Origin of the sequence: Pseudoclavibacter helvolus (assembly GCF_014191305.1) — a bacterium.
Taxonomy (GTDB): domain Bacteria; phylum Actinomycetota; class Actinomycetes; order Actinomycetales; family Microbacteriaceae; genus Pseudoclavibacter; species Pseudoclavibacter helvolus.
In genome coordinates this window covers 406,634-426,293 of the sequence record NZ_JACHWJ010000002.1, presented here as the reverse complement: position 1 = coordinate 426,293, position 19,660 = coordinate 406,634, and the positions used below count along the sequence as shown (strand labels likewise).

Genomic DNA, 19,660 nt, shown 5'->3' with positions numbered 1-19,660 from the left:
CGCCCTCGCGGCCGACGAGCCAGCGCGCGCGACACGGAGCACCAGTACAGGCTGCTCGGCTTGACTGGTCGCATCCGCCGTCGACCGATTGGCCGCCACCATGACCAAGCGCACCGCTCCCCTCATTGCCCTCGCCGCCGTCACAGCCCTCACCCTCGCCGGATGCACGCCAAGCGCCTCGCCATCCGCGCCGAGTTCGACAAGCCAGAACACCGCACCTCAAGCATCCGCGACTCCGGCATCAGCTCCCCCCGAGGCCTCGTCGCCGGCCGCCGAGGAAGCCGGACCCGTCACGCCGAGCGGTGATCCACGCGTCGTGACAACCGGGCTGCAGGCGCCCTGGTCGATGGTTGAGCTCGAGACGGGCGACTACCTCGTGAGCGAGCGCGACTCCGGCCAGATCGTCCAGGTCTCCGCCGACGGCTCCAACCCGAACCGAGTCGTGACGACGGTTGCGGACGTCGCGCCCGGTGGCGAGGGCGGGCTCCTCGGCCTCGCGCTCGCAGGCACAAGCGACGACGACGAACAGTGGCTGTACGCCTTCTACACGGCGGCCTCTGACAACCGCATCGTGCGCTTCCCCGTCACTTGGGAGGGTGGGATCGGCGTCGGCGAGCCGGAGGTGATCGTCGATGGCATCGCGAAGGCGGGCAACCACAACGGAGGCAGGCTCGCGATAGGGCCCGACGGCTACCTGTACGCAGCGACGGGCGACGCCTCCCAGACCGGCCTCGCGCAAGACCAGGACTCACTCAACGGCAAGATCCTGCGCATGCAGCTCGACGGATCCCCCGTCGCGGACAACCCGTTCGGCAACTTGGTCTACTCGATGGGCCACCGCAACCCGCAGGGACTCGCATTCGACGGGGCTGGGGCCCTGTGGGCAAGCGAATTCGGGCAGAACACGTGGGACGAGCTCAACAAGATCGAGGCTGGCGGCAACTACGGCTGGCCAGCCGTAGAAGGCCAGGGCAACGACCCCTCGTTCCTCAATCCCGTGCTGCAGTGGCCGACCGACGAGGCCAGCCCGAGCGGCCTCGCCTACTCGCGAGACACGCTGTTCATGGCGGGCCTCGGCGGCGAGCGCCTCTGGAAGATCGCGATTCCGCAGGCCTCCGAGGCGAGCGCCGAGGCGCTCTACGTCGACGAGTTCGGCAGGCTCCGCGACACCGTCGTCACTTCAGCCGGCAAGCTGCTGGTGCTGACGAACAACACGGACGGGCGGGGCTCTCCGCGCGATGGAGACGACACCCTGCTCGAGTTCACCCTCAGCGCGACGTGACGCGTTCGAGCCACTGCGCGTAGCTCTCGCGACCCTTTCGGTACTCGCCCTTCGGCAGGAGCGTCCCGTCTCGCATCGCGACCATGGATGCGCCCGGCAGATTCAGCGGCACGTAGAGCACCTTCACTCCGGTCGCACGGCCGTCGCTGCGGACCATGTCGACGAGGCGCTCTGGGGCGGGCCCCGCGAGCTGGAGCGTCGCGCGCCGCGGTGAGGCTTCGGCGATCCCCACGAGCATCTCCGCGACTTCGCGAGCTGCAACCGGCTGCGTCGCCATGATGGGGATGGGCATGACCGGCCCCTGGCGGAGTGTGCCGAACATCTGCGGTGCGAACTCGTGGAACTGGGTCGCCCGCAGGATCGTCCATGGCACTTGGCCCGCCTTCACGCCACGCTCCTGCGCGAGCTTGCCCTCGTAGTAGCCGGACGGCGAGGTGTCAATGCCGACGATCGAAAGGGCGACGTGGTGCGCAACTCCCGCCTGTCGCTCAGCGTCGAGCAGGTTCTCGGTCGTCGTCTCGTAGAAGGCGACGGCCTCGGCCTTCTTCAGTGTGGTCACGTTGAGGACGTCGATGACGACGTCGACGCCCGCGAGCGCCGCGACGATCCCCGATCCGGCCGTCACGTCGACGCCGTTCGAACGGGTGAGCACAACAACCTCGTGCCAACGCTCCTGCGCCGCGTCAACGACGAGGCGTCCCACAGTGCCCGTGCCCCCGGCGATCGCGATCTTCATGCGCCCATCCTCCCAGCGCCCTCTCCCCGACGCACCCCTTCCGCCGAGGGCGATTTCGCCCTCGAGGCGGCGACAAGCTCGCAGCCCTCACCTCGCGGGCACGACCTCGGGCTTCGGGTTCCGCACGCCGAGCCACGAGCTCAGCGCCCCAGCGAAGAGGAGGCCGGCCGTGACGAACATGAGTGGCTGGAAGCTGACGACGTCGATGGTGCCGCCGGCGATGACGCCAATCATGGCGATCGCAACGAGCCCGGCGACGCGCGAGATGGCGTTGTTCGTGGCCGAACCGATGCCCGACTGTGTCGTCGGCACGGACCCCAGGATGGCGGACGTCAGCGGTGCGACCGTCATGGAGAGTCCAAGCGAGAAGACGATGACGCCAGGCAACACCTGAGTCCAGTAGTTCACCTCGGCCCCGAGCCCCGAATACATGAGGGTTCCGATACCGGCCAGGATGGGCCCGACCGTCATGAAGATTCGCGGGCCGAAGCGCCCGCTCAGCGAGCCGAACCACGAGGAGAGCGCGACGTTAGCGATCGAAGTGGGGAGCGTCGCCAGTGCGGCGAAGGTCGCGCTGAAGCCGGCGACCTGCTGCAGGTAGATCGCCAGCACGAAGCCGCCAAGCGAGAGCGCTGCGTAGATGAACACCGTCGCGATGTTGCCGGCCCAGAAATTACGGATGCGGAACAGCCCAAGCGGCAGCATCGGATGCGGGGCGCGCGCCTGCCAGAAGAGGAACGCCGCGAAGCTCAGGAGACCGAGCACAAGCGGCAGGAACACCACGGGACTCCCCCACCCGTAGTTGCCCTGCTCGATGAGCGCGAAGACAGGCCCGCCGAGTCCGAGGAACCCGAGGACCGCACCAAGGATGTCGATGCGGCCTCCCGACCTACTGTCGACGCCCTTGTCGAGCCTGGTGAGCATCCACAGGGTGACGAGGATCGGGATGACGTTGATGCCGAAGACGAGTCGCCAGGTCAGGTAGTCGGCTGCGAGGCCGCCGAGGAAGGGGCCCGCGAGGAACGCGGCGCCGGTCCACGCCGTCCAAACGCCGATCGCCTTCGCCTGGGCCGCGTCGCGGAACGCGGAGATGATGAGCGCGAGCGAGCTCGGAACGAGCAGAGCCCCGGCCACGCCCTGCAGCGCCCGCGCGACGATGACGAACTCCGGCGTCGGAGAGAGCGCGATCGCGACGCTCGTGATGCCGAAGCCGATGAGACCGAAGCGCAGCACGGAAATGCGGCCGAACACGTCGGACAATGAGCCCGCGAGCAGGATGAGCGAACCGAGCGTGATGAGGTACGCGTCAACGATCCACTGCTGCGTGCCGAGCCCGCCCCCGAGCTCCGCAACCATCGCAGGCAGGGCGACGTTGGTCACCGACCCGTCGAGGAAGGCGACAAACGAGGCGAGGATCGCGATGACGAGGATCTGGCGTTGCTGGCGGTTCACGAGTCAGGCAACCCGCAACTCTGGTGTTTGCTTCCGTACGCGGGCAAATTCGGCGCTTTGTCTCGCATCGTGGGAAAACCGAGCGGCCTAACTTTTTCGGGTGCCCTCTGGGTGCACAGCCCCATCCGGTGGTCCGCCCGCATCCGCGGCCATGCGACGGAGGATCGACGGACGAAGGAGCTCGAAACGCAGCAGCTCGGGGAACGGCACATCCTGGAACCGCTGAAGCGACTTCCAGCGCAGCGCGCTCGCCACCGCGTTGGAGCCGACGGCGACCAGCACGTAGATGACGCCGATCCACGTGAGCGAAGGGAACGCCGTGCAGACGAGGAGGCCCGCTCCGATGAGACTCGAGAGAGCAAACACCTTGACGGGCCACGAGTTGATGGGCACGGAACCGAGCGCGTAGAAGACGCCCCCGCTCCCGGCGAGCACAACCGCGAGGGCGTACGCCAGGAACACGAACAGCACATCCGTCATCATCAGCGACCTCCTCGGCACGTGGCCTGCAGGCTACTCCGGGACACCGACATTTCGGTGAGCGTCCCTACCTCCGACGCTTGCCTTCCTCCAACTGCGCCGCATCCGCCGCCATTCGGCGCAGAATGTCCGGCCGCAGGACGACGAGACGGAGCAACTCAGGCAGCCTGGCCCCAGTGAGCTGCGGGAGCTTCCGCCACCGCAGTGCACTCCCCACGATGTTCGCAGCGACTGCGACAAGCACCAGGACAGCGCCGACCCACGGCTGCGATCCGAACGAAGACCAGATCAGCACCGCCGCTCCGAGCAGGATCGCCGCCGCCAGCGCCGTCACGGGCCAAGACCTGGCCGGCACCGAGCCGACGGCCAGCAGCGCTCCGCCGGCCACGGCAAGGACCACCGCGAGCGCGAGAGACAGCACTCCGAACCGCGCGTCGGTCTCCATCAGCAGCCTCCTCGTTGCACGTCTGCCATCGCCTGCGAGCGCATATCAGCCGACAAGCTTCTCCGCGAACACGTGCGGCGTGAAGCCGGCAAGGTCGTTGATGCCCTCACCCTGGCCGATGAGCTTGATGGGCAAGCCGGTGCGCTCCTGCACGGCGAGCACAAACCCGCCCTTGGCCGAACCGTCGAGCTTCGTGACAACAAGCCCCGTCACGCCGGCGTGCTGGATGAACGCCTCAGCCTGCGCGACGCCGTTCTGGCCGGTCGTCGCGTCGAGCACCAGGAGCACCTCGGAGACGGGCGCCAGCTTCTCGACCACGCGGCGGATCTTCGACAGCTCGTCCATGAGGCCGCTCTTCGTCTGGAGACGCCCGGCGGTGTCGATGACCACCATCTCGAGGCCCTCGCGCATCGCGATCTCCACCGCCTGATAGGCGACCGACGCCGGGTCCTGCCCGTGCTGCTGCGGGCGGACGATGCCGGCCCCAGCGCGCTGCGCCCACGTCGCGAGCTGCTCGACAGCGGCGGCACGGAACGTGTCGGCCGCAGCCACCACCACCGTGCGGCCGTTGATGCGCAGGAAGTTCGCGAACTTTCCGATGGTCGTCGTCTTACCAACCCCGTTCACGCCGACCACCAGCGTCACCGCCGGACGCTCGCGCAGGTTCAGGGTCGTGTCGAACTTCGAGAGGCGCTCCTCGATGAGCTCGCGGAGCATCCGCTTCAGGTCCTTCGGGTCCTCCGTGTGGAACCTGGCAACCTGGTCACGCAGCTGCTCGACGATCTCGTCGGTGATATCAGGCCCGAAGTCCGCTGTGATCAGCGCCTCTTCGAGGTCATCCCACGTCGTCTCGTCGATCTTCTGCCTGCCGAACATGCCGCGCAGAGCGCCGGACAGTGACCAGGGAGTGCGTTCAGCCATGTGCCAAGCGTAGTCAGCGCTCTGACACCATGGGTGCTGACCCCTCAGCCAGCCGCTGAATCTTCAGCAGCGACGGCCTGGAACCTCGAATGGAGCACTATGCGCATCGGCCTCATCCGCCACGGCGAAACCGAGTGGAACGCGACCGGACTCCTCCAGGGAGCGACCGACATCCCGCTGAACTCCAGAGGCCTCGACCAGGCGGGCGACGCAGCAGGGCTCCTCGTCGGGCAGGGTTGGAGCCGCCTCTACAGCTCGCCACTCTCCCGGGCGCGAGCGACGGCCGAGATCATCGGCGAAGGAACCAGCCTCGGCGCACCCACCCTGCTGCCGGGGGTCATCGAGCGCAGCTTCGGTGTCCTCGAGGGCGAGAAGTACTGGATGCCCGACGGCACGCGCCGCCCACTCGACCACCCGAGCGTCGAACCGCGCGCGGCTGTCGTCGAGCGGTCGCTGGCCGCGATCAGTGAGGTCGCGGCCGCCCATCCGGACGAGGACTCGCTCATCGTCTGCCACGGCAGCGTCATCCGCCTCGTCCTCACGGCGATCCTCGGCGCCCAGGCGCCGCACATCGGCAACCTCGCCCTCAGCATCCTGCGGCCAGGAGCCGAAGGCGAGTTCGTCGTCACCCTGTTGAACGGCTACCCGCTTGTCCCCACCCCGTAGGGCGCGTCCCGGATTCACACCACAGATTCGATCCCACCCCTAGCGGGGCCCTCTCCACGGTGTACGATGAGCTTCGTTGAAGGGGAGTATTCCTCCTGCGACGCGCTCGTCATCACGGTGACTGTCATCGGCCACCCGGGCGCGTCGGTCGGTTTCTGCCGGCGGAAGAGACCTTCGGCCGATTCGCCGAACACACCCCTCCGGAGGACCCGTGGACGTTCCTATTTGGATCTGGGCGGTGACCATTGCCGTGGTCATCGGCTTCTTTGTTTTTGACTTCTTCACGCACGTGAAGACCCCCCACGAGCCGAGCCTCAAGGAAGCCGGTTGGTGGTCGATCTTCTACATCGCCCTCGCCGTCGTCTTCATGTTCGGCGTCGGCCTCGTGTGGGACTGGCAGCACGCTGGCGAGTTCATCGCCGGTTACACCACTGAGAAGGCGTTGTCCGTCGACAACCTCTTCATCTTCCTCATCATCATGACGAGCTTTAAGGTGCCGAAGATCGCGCAGCAGAAGGCGCTGCTCATCGGCATCGCCATCGCGCTCGTCATGCGCTTCGCGTTCATCATCGCGGGTGCCGCGATCCTCGAGGCCTGGGTCTCCGTCTTCTACATCTTCGCCGCCTGGCTGCTCTACATGGCCGTCAAGCAGGCCATCGATTCGTTCAAGGACGAAGAGCCCGAGATGCCCAAGTGGGTCAACCTCGTCCGCAAGGTCATCCCCGCGAGCGAGCACTACGACGGTGACAAGTGGAAGATCCTCGAGAACGGCAAGAAGGTCTGGACGCCGCTCATCCTCGTCATCGTGGCCCTCGGCTTCACGGACCTGCTCTTCGCGCTCGACTCCATTCCTGCGATCTTCGGCATCACGCAGGAGCCCTACCTCGTCTTCATGGCAAACGCGTTTGCGCTCATGGGCCTCCGCCAGCTGTACTTCCTCATCGGCGGGCTCCTCGAGCGCCTCGTGTTCCTCGACCTTGGTCTTGCGTTCATCCTCGCCTTCATCGGCGTGAAGCTCATGTTCCACGCTCTCCACGAGAACGAGCTGCCGTTCATCAACGGCGGCGAGCCGCTCCTCTGGATCCCCGAGATCCCGATCTGGCTGTCGCTCACGTTCATCTTCGGCGTGCTCATCGTCGCGACGATCGCGAGCATCATCTACACCCGCGCCAAGGGCGGGGAGCCCGAGGCCAGCGCCGTGGGCTCCGCAGCCGGCGGCCCCGAGGCCGCAGCTGCTGGCGTCGAAGGCACCACGCCTGAGACCGCCGAGAACACCGACGCTGCACCGGTCGCGAGCCACGAGCCAGACCACCGCTAGTCGCCCCGCTGGGCCACCAGCACTGACAAAACCGGATGCACGCGCCAGTCGCGAGCATCCGGTTTTGTCGTTCCCGCCTGGTGCCTGGCGACCCAGGGCGGACTTGTGGTCGCTTCACGCGCGCTCGAGCGACCACAACACCGCTCTCGGTGGCCGTGGGCGCGGAGCTTGGTGACGCGCTTAGAGCCGCGACACGTCCGTGACGCGCACGATGGCCTCGCCGGCCTCGTGCGACTCGGCGAGGTCGACCTCCGCGCGGATGCGCCAGTCGTGGTCGCCTGCTGGGTCGTCGATGATCTGCTCGACGCGCCACACGCCGCTCCAGAGGCCGCCGGACTGGCGCACCTCCGAGTCGTCGATCGTGAGGAGTTTCGGCGAACGGGCCGCCGCATCTACCCCCATCGTGTCGTGGTCGTCGAAGTAGTCGTCGAGGGCCTTCGACCAGTCGACGTCCGGGTCCAGCTCGGCGAGCGCCTCGTCGCGCTGGAGGGCCGCGAGCTGTACGCGGCGGAACATCTCGTTGCGCACGAGCACCGTGAAGGCGCGGCGGTTACCGACGACGCTTGGCGGTGCCGGCGGCACGACCGGCTCGTCGCTCGCGGCCTGCTGCTCGGGGTCAACGAGTGACGCCCACTCGTCGATGAGGCTCGAGTCGACCTGGCGAACAAGCTCGCCGAGCCACTCGATGATGTCGAGCAGCTCCTCCGTCTTCGCCTCGTCTGGTACCGTCTGGCGGATCGCCTTGTAGGCGTCACTCAGGTAGCGAAGCACGAGGCCCTCGCTGCGCATGAGCTGGTAGAAGTTCACGTACTCGGCGAAGCTCATAGCCCGCTCGAACATGTCGCGCACCACCGACTTCGGCGAGAGTTCGAAGTCGCGCACCCACGGCTCGTGCTGCGCGAACAACTCGAACGACTGCGCGAGCAGCCCCTCGAGCGGCTTGGGATGAGTGATCTCCTCGAGGCGCTCCATGCGCTCGTCGTACTCGATGCCGTCGGCCTTCATCTGCGCGACCGCCTCGCCGCGAGCCTTGAACTGCTGCTGCGAGAGCACGGGGCGTGGGTCGTCGAGGGTCGACTCGATGATGCTGACGACGTCGAGCGCGTAGTGGCCGGAGCCGACCGCGCCCTCGCCGCTCGTGTTCTCCTCGGAGCCGCGGTCGCCCGGTGCCGCCTCCGCCTCGGGGTCGAGGAGCTCGATGGCGGCAAGCGCAAACGGCGAGAGCGGCTGGTTGAGCGCAAAGTTCGCCTGCAGGTCGACGGTGAGGGTGATGCGCCCCTGCCTGCCGATCTCGACGATGCCTGCCGTCACGAGCGTGCGGAAGATGCCGATGGCACGCAACGCCAGCTCCGGCTGGCGGGCCGGCTTCTCGTGGTTGTCGTAGACGAGCTTCTTCGCGTTGCCGAAGACGTCTCCCCCGCGCGCGATGACGTTGATGATCATCGACGCCGTGATGTGCATGTGCGAGGTGAGCGGCTCGGGCTCGGCGGAGACGAGCTTCTCGAACGACTTCTCGCCCCACGACACAAAGCCCTGCGGCGCCTTCTTCTTGACGATGCGCTTGCGCTTCTTCTCATCGTCGCCCGCCTTGCGCACGGCGGCGGCGTTCTCGATCTCGTGCTCTGGCGCCTCGACGACCACGGTCCCGGCGGTGTCGTAGCCGGCACGTCCCGCGCGGCCCGCGATCTGGTGGAACTCACGCGCCGAGAGGTGCCGCATCCGCTGCCCGTCGAACTTCGCGAGCGCCGTAATGAGCACCGTACGGATGGGCACGTTAATGCCGACGCCGAGCGTGTCGGTTCCGCAGATGACGCGGAGAAGCCCCTTCTGCGCGAGCGTCTCGACGAGGCGGCGGTAGCGGGGCAGCATGCCGGCGTGGTGCACGCCGATGCCGGCTCGAACGTACCGCGAGAGCACCTTGCCAAACGCCGTCGTGAAGCGGAACCCGCCGATCGCCTCAGCGATCGCATCCCGGCCGGCTCGGTCGACGACCTTCAGGCTCGACAGCGCCTGCGCCCGCTCGATGGCCGCGGCCTGCGAGAAATGCACGATGTAGATGGGCGTCTTGCGCTCCTCGACGAGCTTTTCGACCGTCTCGTGGGTCGGCGCGACGACGTACGAGAAGTCGAGCGGCACAGGGCGCTCGACGCCGGTCACGAGCGACACGTCGCGCTGCGTGCGCCGCTCGAGGTCCTCAACGATCTCGGTGACGTCGCCGAGGGTCGCCGACATCAAGAGGAACTGCACGTCGGGCAGCATGAGCAGCGGCAGCTGCCACGCCCACCCGCGATCGGGGTCGCCGTAGTAGTGGAACTCGTCCATGACGACCTGGTCGACATCGGCGTCTGATCCATGGCGCAGGGCGAGGTTCGCGAGGATCTCGGCCGTGCAGCAGATGATCGGCGCGTCCGGGTTCACGGAGCTGTCGCCCGTGACCATGCCGACGTTCGCGGCGCCGAAGATCTCGACGAGCGCGAAGAACTTCTCGCTCACGAGCGCCTTGATGGGCGCCGTGTAGTAGCTGCGGCCGCCCTGCGCGAGGCAGGCCGCGTGGGCCGCGATCGCGACAAGCGACTTGCCCGTGCCCGTCGGCGTCGACAGGATGACGTGCGCCTCGGAGACAAGCTCCATGACGGCTTCCTCCTGCGCCGGGTACATCGTGATTCCACGGCTTGTCGTCCACAGCTCGAACGCCTCGAACATCGAGTCGGCGTCGTACGGGTCCGGGAGGAGGGTCACGAGACCCAGCTTGGGCTCTGGGATGGCGGGGGCTGGGGCGGAGGTGCCGTCGACGGAAGTCATTGCATCCATCGTCCCACGCCGAGGCGCACGCGCGGTGGCAGGGAGGGAGGGAGACGGGCGCGCATGCGCGGCAAAGGCGTGCTTCTACGCGGCGGGGTCGCTCTCCACAGGGCGGTCTTCGTCGCGGTGGATGCGCTGGCCGACGACCGCGGAGACGCCGTCTTGGCGCATCGAGACGCCGTAGAGCGCATCCGCGATCTCCATCGTGCGCTTCTGGTGCGTGATGACAATGAGCTGGCTGGAGGCCCGCAGCTCTTCGAAGACCGCGAGGAGGCGCCCGAGGTTCGCGTCGTCGAGGGCGGCCTCGACTTCGTCCATGATGTAGAACGGGCTGGGCCTCGCCTTGAAGATCGACACGAGGATCGCGACTGCCGCGAGCGAGCGCTCCCCGCCCGAGAGCAGCGAGAGGCGCTCGATCTTCTTCCCGGCCGGACGCACCATGACCTCGATGCCCGTCGCGAGCATGTCGTCCGGCGCCGTGAGCGTGATGTCGCCTGATCCTCCGGGGAAGAGGATCGGGAAGACCGTGTGGAACGCCTCGCGGGTGTCCTCGAACGCCGCCTCGAAGACGGTGCGCATGCGCTCGTCGATGTCGCCGACGATGCGCAGCAGATCGGCTTTCGTCGCGGCGAGGTCATCGAGCTGGTCCGCGAGGAACGCGTGCCGCTGCTCGAGGGCCGCGAACTCCTCGAGGGCGAGCGGGTTGATGCGGCCGAGCGTCGACATCTTGCGTTCGGCCGCCGCGAGGCGCGCCTGCTGCTCGGCGCGCACAAACGGCACGCCGACGAACTCCTCCTCGGCGTCGTCCTCAAGGGTCGCCGCGAGGTCCTCGTCGAGCTGCTCCGCGAGCGCCGGGCCCGTAGCCGTCTCGGCCTGGCCAACAGCCTGCGCCGCGGTCGGAGCGTGGGTCGCAGCGGCTTCAGCGCCGGCCGAGTCACCGGATGAACGCGGCCCGCCGGTTGCATCCGTCGGCTCGTCCTTGCCGGTCGCGGCGGGTCCGGCGGCGGGCTCCTCCGCGCCGTTCGCAGCAGCCGAGCCCTCCGCCTCACCCTCGGCGGCGACTTCGTGCCTGGCGCGCTGCTCGGCGAGCGCCGAGGCAATACGCTCGGCCTTCGCGCGCAGGGCGTCGTCGTCGGCGGGCACAAGCTGGTCTGGCCCGTACTCGGCGACAAGCACGGCTTCGGCGAGGCGCAGCTCGCTCGCGGCGCGCTCGAGGGTGGACCGCAGGGAGCTCTTCTTCTCGTAGATCTGCAGCTCGATCGAGTGCACGTCCTCGGTGATCTCGCTGAGGCGAGCGCGCAGCTGCTGCTCGGTCTGGCGCAGCTGGCCGAGTTCCTCGTGCTGCGCGGCGCGCTCGCGCTCGGCTTCGGCGAGCTGCTGCTGGGCCTCGGCGAGCGACTCCTGCACGGCGGCGGCGAGGCGCGGGATCGCAGCGAGCACACGCTCGGTCTGCGCGAGCTCCGCCCGCCGCACGACGGTCTCGCGGGCGGTCTTGTCGGCGGCTTGCCGGTCGGCTTCGAGCTGGCGATCGAGGGATTCGGCGCGGAGTCGTTCGCTGCGCGAGCGTTCCCTCAGCGTCTCGAGCTGCAGCCGCGCCTCGACTTCCGTCTCACGGGCGCGCTCCACACCGGCGTTGGCGTCGACGCGCGCCGAGGAGTCGAGCTCGGGGCGGGGCAGGGCCTCGTGTTCCGCGAGCGTAGCCTTCGCCGCGCTCGCCGCCTGCTCTGCGGCTTCGACACCGCCGGAGGCGAGGTCGAAGGCCTTCGCGGCGCGCGCGAGCTCGGCCGTGCCCGCATCCACTCGCGCGCTGGCTCGGTTGAGCTGCTCGCGTTCGGCGGCGAGCGCCCCGTCGAAGGCGCGCAGCGCATCGAGCGTGCGCTTCGCCTCGGTCTTCGTGGCCTGAGACGCGGCCCGGTGCTCCGCGAGCGCGAGCGCTGCCTGGTCGAGCTCGTCGGTGACGACCGTGAGGCGAGCGGATGCACGGTCGCGGGCCGCGAGCAGCTCGAGCCGGCTTGTCCCCTCTTCCGCGAAGCCGCCGCGCAGCGAGGTGCTCGTGACGACCTCACCCGCACGGGTGACGACGGTGAGCGCACCTCCCCCGGAGCTTCCCTCGGACGCGGACGCGAACGCAGCAACCGCGGACCGCGCTTCGTCGAGCGTCTCGCTCACATGCACGCGGGCGAGCAGCGCCGTGATGGCCCGCGGCCCCTGCACGAGATCCGTGGCGGGCCGCAAACCTGCCCCGAGCGCGTCGCCGCCCGAGCCGTGGGCAGAGCTGGCATCCGGAGTCGCGATCACAGCGCCCAGCTCGGCGACAACTTCGACGAGGCCAAGTTTCTCGCCCGTGGCGTGCGCGAGCACCCGGAATGCTGCGTCGGCGTCGCTCGCGAGCACCGCGTCCGCCGTCGATCCGAGCGCCGCTGCGATGGCGGCTTCGTAGCCCTCGTCAATACGGAGGTGCTCGGCGACCGGCCCCTCGACGCCGTCGAGCCGAGCAGCGAGGAGGGCCGCGGTGCCGTCTTTCGCCGCCGTCGCGAGGGTGAGCGCCTGCACGCGGGCCTGGAGGGCGTCGCGTTCGCGTTCGAGCTCGTGGGCCTTCGTGCGCCCGCCGTCGAGCTGCTGCTCCGCCTCGCGCTGCGTGGCCTCGGCGCGCTTGTACGCGGCGTCCAGTTCGCTCGAGTCCGACGCGCTCTGGGCGGCGCTCGCGTCGAGTTCATCCTTCGCTTTGGTGGCCTGAGCCAGGCGATCGCCTGCCGCGTCGCGGGCGTTGCGCTGCCTGAGCACCTCGCCGCGCACCGAGGCAAGCCTCGAAGCGGCGGTGTCGGCGGCGCCGCGCAGCTCGCTCCCGCTGAGGTCGTAGGCGGAGATGCGGGTCGCCTGGGCTTGGATCTCGACGTCGATGCGGTCGAGCGCGGCACGCGCATCCTGGGTCGCGACCTTGGTCGCTTCCCAGAGCGACTCGGCCTCGGCGGCGCGCTCGACGAGCACCTCGGCCTCTCGGCGCGCGACGTCGACGGCCTCGAGGGTCACGGTCGGCACAAACGCGGGCGACTCGAGCCGCGAGACGAGCAGCCCCTTGCGCTGCGAGGCGAGCGCGTTGAGGTTCTGGATGCGCTCGCGCACGCTCTCGAGGTCGAACACGACCCGGCGCGCGCCGTCGGCCGCGTCGCCGCGGTTCTCGGCCGCGAGCAGCTCGGCCCGGTTGAGCGCCGCGGTCAGCTTTTCTTGCAGCACGACCCGCTCTTCGGAGCGCTCCTGCTCGATGCCGGTCGCAAGCCGAAGGGCGGCGCGCAGCTGCACGACGTCGTCGGCGAGCAGGCGCGCTTTCGCGTCGCGCGCGATGGCCTGGATGCCCTGGGCGCGGCGAGCGATGTCGGCCTGCCTCGAGAGGGGCTTCAGCTGGCGGCGCACCTCGTTGGTGAGGTCGCGGAGGCGCGTGAGGTTGGCCTCCATCGCCTCGAGCTTGCGCACCGTCTTCTCCTTGCGGCGGCGGTGCTTGAGGATCCCGGCCGCTTCCTCGATGAAGCCACGGCGTTCCTCGGGCGTCGCGCGCAGCACGGCGTCGAGCCGCCCCTGCCCGACAATGACGTGCATCTCCTTGCCGAGCCCCGTGTCGCTCAGGAGCTCCTGCACGTCGAGCAGCCGCACAGCGTCGCCGTTGATGGCGTACTCGGAGCCGCCGTTACGGAACAGGGTTCGCCGGATCGTCACCTCGCTGTACTCGATCGGGAGCATCCCGTCGGCGTTGTCGATCGTGAGGGTCACCTCGGCGCGGCCGAGCGGCCCGCGGGTCGCCGTGCCGGCGAAGATGACGTCCTCCATCTTGCCGCCGCGGAGGCTCTTGGCGCCCTGCTCGCCCATGACCCAGGCGAGCGCGTCAACGACGTTCGACTTGCCGGAGCCGTTCGGCCCCACGACACACGTCACGCCGGGTTCGAGCGCGAGCGTCGTCGGCTGCGCAAACGACTTGAAGCCCTTCATCGTGAGGCTCTTCAAATGCATGCGCGCTCGCTGGCCTCTCGCTGCTGGATCAGACTTCGCTGGTGGGTCGACTGGGATGGTGGGTCGGGCTGGCCTGGGCGCTCGGAGTGAGCCGGCGGTGCCGTTGCCCGGCACGCTGGCGGGGCTGACGCGGCCCCTGCCTGACAGCTACGGTACCGGAGTGGACCACTTCATTCGGGAGCTCACGCCTCCAGACCCAACGTCGGGCAGAGATGGGGAGTCCTGGCGCCTCCTCGAGCAGTACTCAGCGCTGGTAAACCAGGGCTACGCGGCGACGTACGGCCCGGGACGCGTGCTCGAGACCAGCCAGCACACGCTTGCCGACTGGACGATGCCTGGGCCCGTCACGAGCCGCCTCTTCCTCGTCTTCCGGTCGGGTGACGAGCCCGCCGAGGAAGGGCGTCCGGTCGCGGCGGCGAAGCTCATGGTCTCCCCGCGCGACTCGCCCGCCCACGCATACCCGCACGTGGTGGTGGATGCGCCCCACCGCCGCCGCGGCATCGGCTCGTTCGTCGCGGCCCACCTCGAGGGCATCGCGCGGGCGGACGGGCGGACCTCCCTGCAGGCCTGGGTCGAGCATCCGACCCCTGGAGGCGAGCGCGTGCCGGCTCCGACCGGCCACGGCAGCGTCTCGGCGGCTGACCCGGCAGCCCGCTTCCTCTGGAAGCACGGCTGGGAGCTCGGCCAGATCGAGCGGATCAGTGAGCTGCGACTGCCGGTGCCCGTCGACGTGCTGCTGGCCGAGTCGGCGGCCGCGTCGGCTCGCGCCGGGGCGGACTACCGCGTGGTGACGTGGGAGGGCGAGAGCGACGCCGCCTACCTCGACGACCTCGCTCGCCTGAACGGCGACATGTCGATCGACGCCCCTGCTGGCGAGCTCGAGGTCGACGAAGAGCACTGGGACGCCCAGCGGGTCGTGCAGATGGAACGCCGCGCGATCGCTTCCGGGGCGACGTTCCTCAACGCCGCCGTGCTGCACATCCCGAGCGGCCACCTCGTGGCCCAGTCGATGTTGCAGCTCGACCTCGACGACACGACACGACCCGCGCAGCAGGACAACACGCTTGTCACCGAGGCTCACCGAGGCAAGCGTCTCGGGATGCTCGTGAAGGCCGCGAATCTCATGCAGCTGGCCGAGCGCTACCCGGAATGCACGGGAGTCTTCACCTGGAACGCGGAGGAGAACACGCACATGCTGCGCGTCAACGAGGCGCTCGGCTTCACGCCCCTCGCCCCGGAGGGCGGCTGGCAGAAGCGGTTGTAGCCAGCACGCCGGCCAACTTGCGTGATGAGACGCACGCGGACGGCCAGCATCGCGCATCCGTCGGCCGGATCGTCCCGCAAGTTGGACGCGCGCCCCGTTTGCGGTTTCCGCAAGCATGGTTGCGGATGCGGGAGTTGGTACGCATGCTGAGCGCATGACCTCGCATCACCACCACGCATCCGACGCCTCCGCCGCTTCGAGCGCGACCTCTGCCGCGACCGCCGATCAGCCGCAGGCCCCCACCGAATTCTGGGAAGGCCTGTACTCGGCGAAGCCCGCGGTCTGGTCTGGTCGCGTGAACGCGAACCTCGCGAGTGTCGCCGGCGCGCTCACGCCCGGCCGCGCCTTGGACCTCGGATGCGGTGAGGGCGGCGATGCGATCTGGCTCGCCCAGCAGGGCTGGCGGGTCACGGGCATCGACATCTCGACGGTCGCCATCGAACGCGCACGCGCGGCGGCCCTCGCCGCGGACATCGGTGCGTCGCTGCTCGACTTCGTGGCAGGCGACCTCGAGACGTGGCGCCCGGACGAGCCGCTTGACCTCGTCACGGCGAGCTTCTTCCAGTCGCCGGTCCACCTGCCGCGCACCCAGATCCTCCGGGAGGCGGCCCTCATGCTCGCACCTGGCGGGCACCTCCTGACGGTCGCGCACGCCGGCCCGCCGTCCTGGGTCGAAAACTCGGAGCATCCCGCGCACCTGTTTGTGCGTCCCGAGCGCGAGGTCGCCGACTTGGCCCTCCCCGTCGGCGAGTGGGAGACGGTGATCGCCGAGTCGCGAACACGCGAGGTCACTTCCCCGGACGGTGTTCCCGGCACGCTCGAGGACAGCGTCGTGCTCGTGCGCCGCCTGCGCTGAGTCTGCGTCGAAGCATTCCCGCGACTACTCTTGCGTGGTCGGCGACGGAGATGAGGGACGCACGTGAGCGATGTTGTGATGTACACGGATGGGGCCTGCAAGGGCAACCCGGGCCCCGGCGGCTGGGGCGTCTGGCTGAAGTCGGGCGACCACGAGCGGGAGCTGTTCGGCGGCGAGCTCAACACGACGAACAACCGCATGGAGCTCAAGGCCGTCATCGAGGGCCTCAGCGCACTCAAGAAGCCGTGCAACGTCGCGCTCTACCTCGACAGCCAGTACGTGCGCAAAGGCATTACGGAATGGATCAAGGGGTGGAAGGCGAAGGGGTGGAAGACCGCCTCGAAGCAGCCCGTCAAGAACGCAGAGCTCTGGAAGGAGCTCGACGCGCTTGTCGAGGACAGCGGCCACACCATCGAGTGGCGCTGGGTAAAGGGCCACTCTGGCGACGTCGGCAATGAGCGCGCCGACATGCTCGCCAACAAGGGCGTCGACCAGGCACTCGGCCGAGGCTAGCTCTGCAGTGTCCCGCCGCCTTAGAAGCCTTGAGAACTTGCCGTGACTGAGTTCGCGCGGAGCAGCGCGGTCGCCCACCTCGAGGCTAGGCGTTCATCGCAGGAGAACTCGTGCTACCGGGCGCACACTCACGACGCCTTCTCGGTCGGGTTCATAGAATCCGGTGCTTCGAACTTCGCGGGTATGACCACGGGACCAGTTCGTCTGGAACCGGGCGACGTGATTCTTATCCCATCCGGTCAGGTTCACGCTTGCAATCCGTTGGATGGACGCTGGCGGTACCGGATGATCCACGTCGACGAGGCGTGGCTCACATCACTCTCACCGCAGGCCGGCACCGCCGACCTCACCGCATCGATCTCCGTGCTCCGCGACGCCACGCTCCGACATGCCCTGGACGACCCGATCGACGCGATCTTCGCGGATCGCCCAGAGCTCGAGCTCAGATCCGCATTCGCTGGGCTGCTCGGCCAACTCGGCGCTGTACTCCCCGAGCTTCGGGTCGCGGGCAGCATCGAGCCAGCGCTGGTCTCCACCCTGAGCCCGGCGCTTCAGCGGCTACGCGACGACGCGACAAATCCCCGGCTGGATGATCTCGCCGACCTCGTCGGCATGGACCGATTCCAGCTCATCAGGGAGATGAAGCGGGCGACGGGACTCTCACCGCTCGCTTGGCGGCAGAACACTCGAGTTCTGGAAGCACGCCGCAGGCTTCGCTCGGGCGAGCGCATCGCCGACACCGCGCACTCGCTCGGTTTCGTCGACCAGAGCCACTTCCACCGGGTCTTCCAGGCTCACGTCGCGGCCTCCCCCGGCGCCTACCGCCGCCGACGCAATTTCGTACAAGACCCGCCGACCACCTGATCCGCACACTGGTCGAGTCCACCTCACTCGTCCAGGAAGCCCATGGATCAATTTCTCGGCGTCGCCGTCGCCCACTTCCTCGCGCTGTTGATTCCCGGTGTCGACTTCTTCCTCATCGCACGAAGCGCCATGGCGAACGGGTGGAAGGTCGCGGGCGGCGTGTGCGTGGGAATCGCGCTCGCCAACGGCCTTCTCATCGGGGCGACCTTCACCGGAATCGCTCTTATCTCTCAACCAGAGGTCCTCTTGGTTCTGCAGGGAGCCGGCGGCGTCTTCCTGATCTACATCGGCTGGGTCTTCCTGCGCAGCCGAGCGCCGACCGCTCTGCCTGCAGCGGAAAGAGCCGCCCAAGCCGCCTGGGCACGAAACCTGCTCCTGGGGCTGGCTTCCGGACTCCTCAATCCGAAGAACGTGCTCTTCTACGTCAGCCTTGCCGCGGCACTCGCCTCCGCGCAGCCTTCGACCCTTCTGCTCTATGGGGCTTGGATGGTCACCGTAGTGCTGGCTTGGGACCTGTTCGTGGCGATCATGATCGGCTCAAAGCGCTGACTCGCGAGGCTCTCCCGCTGGATCCCGCTTCTCACAAAGGCAGCAGGAGCCTTCCTCGCCGTCTTAGGCTTGTCGATGCTGGTGACGTTGGCGTTGGAACTCGCCTGAGACGCCCCGAGAGGCCCACCCGTAGGATCGAGACATGGCTACGCCCGCCGGCCGCAGTAGCTCGCGATTCGACGCGGTCTACTCCGTGCTGATAGCTCGGGTGATACTCGCGAGCCCGAACCGCCACGCCTCGTCGACGTCTCCTCCGAGGTTGAACCCGCTGTTGAGCTCCATGCTCACGAAGCCGGCCGCCCACGCGGTCACCGTCCGGGCGGCCTCCAGCGTATGAGCATCGCCGGCGAGCTTGCGCACGAGACGCAGGATGCCCTGGCTCGCGGCCGCACCGAACTCGGGCCTGGCCGTTGGGGTCCCCGCCCCTGGACTCAGGATCAGCTGGAAAGCTGCGGGGCGTTCGTGCCCGAAGGCGCGGAACTCGTCTGCGAGATCCGACAGGTCGCTCGCAGCATCGAGCCGTTCACCGAGCTCGACGAGGCTCGCCTCGGCAACGAACTGGATGAGTTCCTCGCGGTTCGCGACGCGCTTGTAGAGCGAGGGGGGCCGCACGCCCACCCGCGCGGCGACCGCCTGCATGCTCAGGCCGGCGAGCCCCTCGCTCTCGAGAAGGTCACGGGCCGCGAGCACGATGGCGTCGAGGGAGGTCCTGTCCGGGGTTGGCATGCATCCACTATAGCTATTGACAGTAGCCATGATGGCTACATAGATTAGCCATCATGAAACTCGACGCTTCGCTGCACCGCATCGGCAACAACATCGTGGCCGCCTACCTGGTCGTGACGCCGGAGGGCGTGACCGTGATCGACGCGGCGCTCTCCGGCCACTGGCGGGAGTTGCTGACCGAGCTCGCGTCGATCGGCCTGACCGTCGACGACGTGAAAGGCGTCATCCTGACGCACGGCGACTCCGACCACGTCGGCTTCGCGGAGCGTCTCCGACGCGACCACGGCGTGCCGGTCTTCATCCACGCCGGAGACGCGGAGCGCGCAAAGGGCGGTCCGAAGCCAGCCACCGCGAAGCAGTCGATGAAACTCGGCCCCCTTCTCGGGTTCGCCGCCTACACGCTGCGCAAGGGCGGGGCGCGCACCGAGTGGCTGACCGAGGTGGTCGAGGTGCAGGGCGGAGAGACACTGGACTTGCCCGGCTCACCTCAGATCATCAGCATGCCCGGGCACTCCGAGGGCAGCATCGCCGTCTACGTGCCGGCAGCGGATGCGGTCTTCGTGGGCGACGGGCTCACCACTCGTCACGTCCTCACGGGCCAGGAGGGCCCGCAACCGGCCCCGTTCACCGACGAGCCCGCCCAAGCGATCGCATCCCTGCAGGCCATCGTCAGCACCAAAGCTAAGTGGGTGCTACCCGGCCACGGTGCCCCGTGGAGCGAGGGAGTGGATGCGGCGGTGGCGGCAGTCGAGTCGGTGGCCGCAGGCCGACGCTGACCGCAGTG

At 68.5% G+C, this 19,660-nt stretch carries 17 protein-coding genes; 9 read left to right on the top strand and 8 right to left on the bottom strand.

Annotated features, from left to right (window positions below):
- The first annotated feature begins 100 nt into the window (after nucleotides 1–100).
- Entirely contained in the window at nucleotides 101–1,282 is a 1,182-nt protein-coding gene (locus FHX72_RS08860; RefSeq protein ID WP_183624466.1) for a PQQ-dependent sugar dehydrogenase, read from the top strand.
- On the opposite strand, the gene FHX72_RS08855 is transcribed toward FHX72_RS08860, so the two are convergent.
- From FHX72_RS08855 to ftsY, 5 genes are all read right to left on the bottom strand, one after another.
- Nucleotides 1,269–2,018: an SDR family oxidoreductase gene (locus FHX72_RS08855; protein WP_183624464.1), complete on the bottom strand. Its 750-nt coding sequence runs from the start codon at nucleotides 2,016–2,018 to the stop codon at nucleotides 1,269–1,271. The genes FHX72_RS08860 and FHX72_RS08855 overlap by 14 nt on opposite strands.
- An 87-nt stretch (nucleotides 2,019–2,105) precedes the next feature.
- Nucleotides 2,106–3,470, bottom strand: a complete 1,365-nt coding sequence (locus tag FHX72_RS08850; RefSeq protein WP_068484261.1) for an MFS transporter — start codon at nucleotides 3,468–3,470, stop codon at nucleotides 2,106–2,108.
- Nucleotides 3,471–3,557: 87 nt separating this feature from the next.
- Nucleotides 3,558–3,953, bottom strand: coding sequence for a hypothetical protein (locus FHX72_RS08845; protein ID WP_183624462.1), 396 nt, complete (start codon nucleotides 3,951–3,953; stop codon nucleotides 3,558–3,560).
- A gap of 64 nt (nucleotides 3,954–4,017) precedes the next feature.
- Nucleotides 4,018–4,395 (bottom strand): hypothetical protein, encoded by a 378-nt coding sequence (locus FHX72_RS08840; RefSeq protein ID WP_068484265.1) that lies wholly within the window; start codon nucleotides 4,393–4,395, stop codon nucleotides 4,018–4,020.
- 45 nt (nucleotides 4,396–4,440) lie between these two features.
- Complete coding sequence (gene ftsY / locus FHX72_RS08835) at nucleotides 4,441–5,316, bottom strand: signal recognition particle-docking protein FtsY (protein ID WP_068484267.1); 876 nt, start codon at nucleotides 5,314–5,316, stop codon at nucleotides 4,441–4,443.
- A gap of 99 nt (nucleotides 5,317–5,415) precedes the next feature.
- On the opposite strand from ftsY, the gene FHX72_RS08830 reads away from it, so the two are divergent.
- Both FHX72_RS08830 and FHX72_RS08825 read left to right on the top strand, forming a co-directional pair.
- On the top strand, nucleotides 5,416–5,982 hold the full coding sequence (locus FHX72_RS08830) for a histidine phosphatase family protein (RefSeq protein WP_068492437.1): 567 nt from the start codon (nucleotides 5,416–5,418) through the stop codon (nucleotides 5,980–5,982).
- 211 nt (nucleotides 5,983–6,193) lie between these two features.
- Nucleotides 6,194–7,300: a TerC/Alx family metal homeostasis membrane protein gene (locus FHX72_RS08825; RefSeq protein WP_068484271.1), complete on the top strand. Its 1,107-nt coding sequence runs from the start codon at nucleotides 6,194–6,196 to the stop codon at nucleotides 7,298–7,300.
- A 180-nt stretch (nucleotides 7,301–7,480) separates the two neighbouring features.
- On the opposite strand, the gene FHX72_RS08820 is transcribed toward FHX72_RS08825, so the two are convergent.
- Together FHX72_RS08820 and FHX72_RS08815 are read right to left on the bottom strand one after the other, a co-directional pair.
- Nucleotides 7,481–10,102, bottom strand: coding sequence for a DEAD/DEAH box helicase (locus FHX72_RS08820; protein WP_183624460.1), 2,622 nt, complete (start codon nucleotides 10,100–10,102; stop codon nucleotides 7,481–7,483).
- 84 nt (nucleotides 10,103–10,186) lie between these two features.
- Complete coding sequence (locus FHX72_RS08815; protein WP_183624458.1) at nucleotides 10,187–14,104, bottom strand: AAA family ATPase; 3,918 nt, start codon at nucleotides 14,102–14,104, stop codon at nucleotides 10,187–10,189.
- Nucleotides 14,105–14,264: 160 nt separating this feature from the next.
- Here FHX72_RS08815 and FHX72_RS08810 point away from each other — a divergent pair, with 160 nt between their 5' ends.
- The 5 genes from FHX72_RS08810 (at nucleotide 14,265) to FHX72_RS08790 (ending at nucleotide 18,150) form a co-directional block, all read left to right on the top strand.
- Nucleotides 14,265–15,368 carry a GNAT family N-acetyltransferase gene (locus FHX72_RS08810; RefSeq protein ID WP_183624456.1) on the top strand — a complete coding sequence of 368 codons (1,104 nt, stop codon included), beginning with the start codon at nucleotides 14,265–14,267 and terminating at the stop codon, nucleotides 15,366–15,368.
- 154 nt (nucleotides 15,369–15,522) lie between these two features.
- Complete coding sequence (locus FHX72_RS08805) at nucleotides 15,523–16,224, top strand: class I SAM-dependent methyltransferase (protein ID WP_183624454.1); 702 nt, start codon at nucleotides 15,523–15,525, stop codon at nucleotides 16,222–16,224.
- Nucleotides 16,225–16,287: 63 nt separating this feature from the next.
- On the top strand, nucleotides 16,288–16,737 hold the full coding sequence (gene rnhA / locus FHX72_RS08800) for a ribonuclease HI (protein WP_104284999.1): 450 nt from the start codon (nucleotides 16,288–16,290) through the stop codon (nucleotides 16,735–16,737).
- Nucleotides 16,738–16,779: 42 nt separating this feature from the next.
- A complete protein-coding gene (locus tag FHX72_RS19665) occupies nucleotides 16,780–17,601 on the top strand; it encodes a helix-turn-helix domain-containing protein (protein ID WP_183624452.1) in 822 nt (273 codons plus the stop codon).
- A gap of 42 nt (nucleotides 17,602–17,643) precedes the next feature.
- The gene (locus FHX72_RS08790) at nucleotides 17,644–18,150 is read left to right on the top strand and encodes a LysE family translocator (RefSeq protein WP_221186850.1); all 507 of its coding nucleotides are present in this window, start codon (nucleotides 17,644–17,646) and stop codon (nucleotides 18,148–18,150) included.
- Between the two features lie 186 nt (nucleotides 18,151–18,336).
- Here the strand turns inward: FHX72_RS08790 and FHX72_RS08785 are convergent, their stop codons facing one another.
- Nucleotides 18,337–18,876 (bottom strand): TetR/AcrR family transcriptional regulator, encoded by a 540-nt coding sequence (locus FHX72_RS08785; RefSeq protein ID WP_183624450.1) that lies wholly within the window; start codon nucleotides 18,874–18,876, stop codon nucleotides 18,337–18,339.
- Between the two features lie 53 nt (nucleotides 18,877–18,929).
- Here FHX72_RS08785 and FHX72_RS08780 point away from each other — a divergent pair, with 53 nt between their 5' ends.
- Complete coding sequence (locus FHX72_RS08780; protein WP_068484290.1) at nucleotides 18,930–19,652, top strand: MBL fold metallo-hydrolase; 723 nt, start codon at nucleotides 18,930–18,932, stop codon at nucleotides 19,650–19,652.
- The last annotated feature ends 8 nt before the right edge of the window (nucleotides 19,653–19,660 follow it).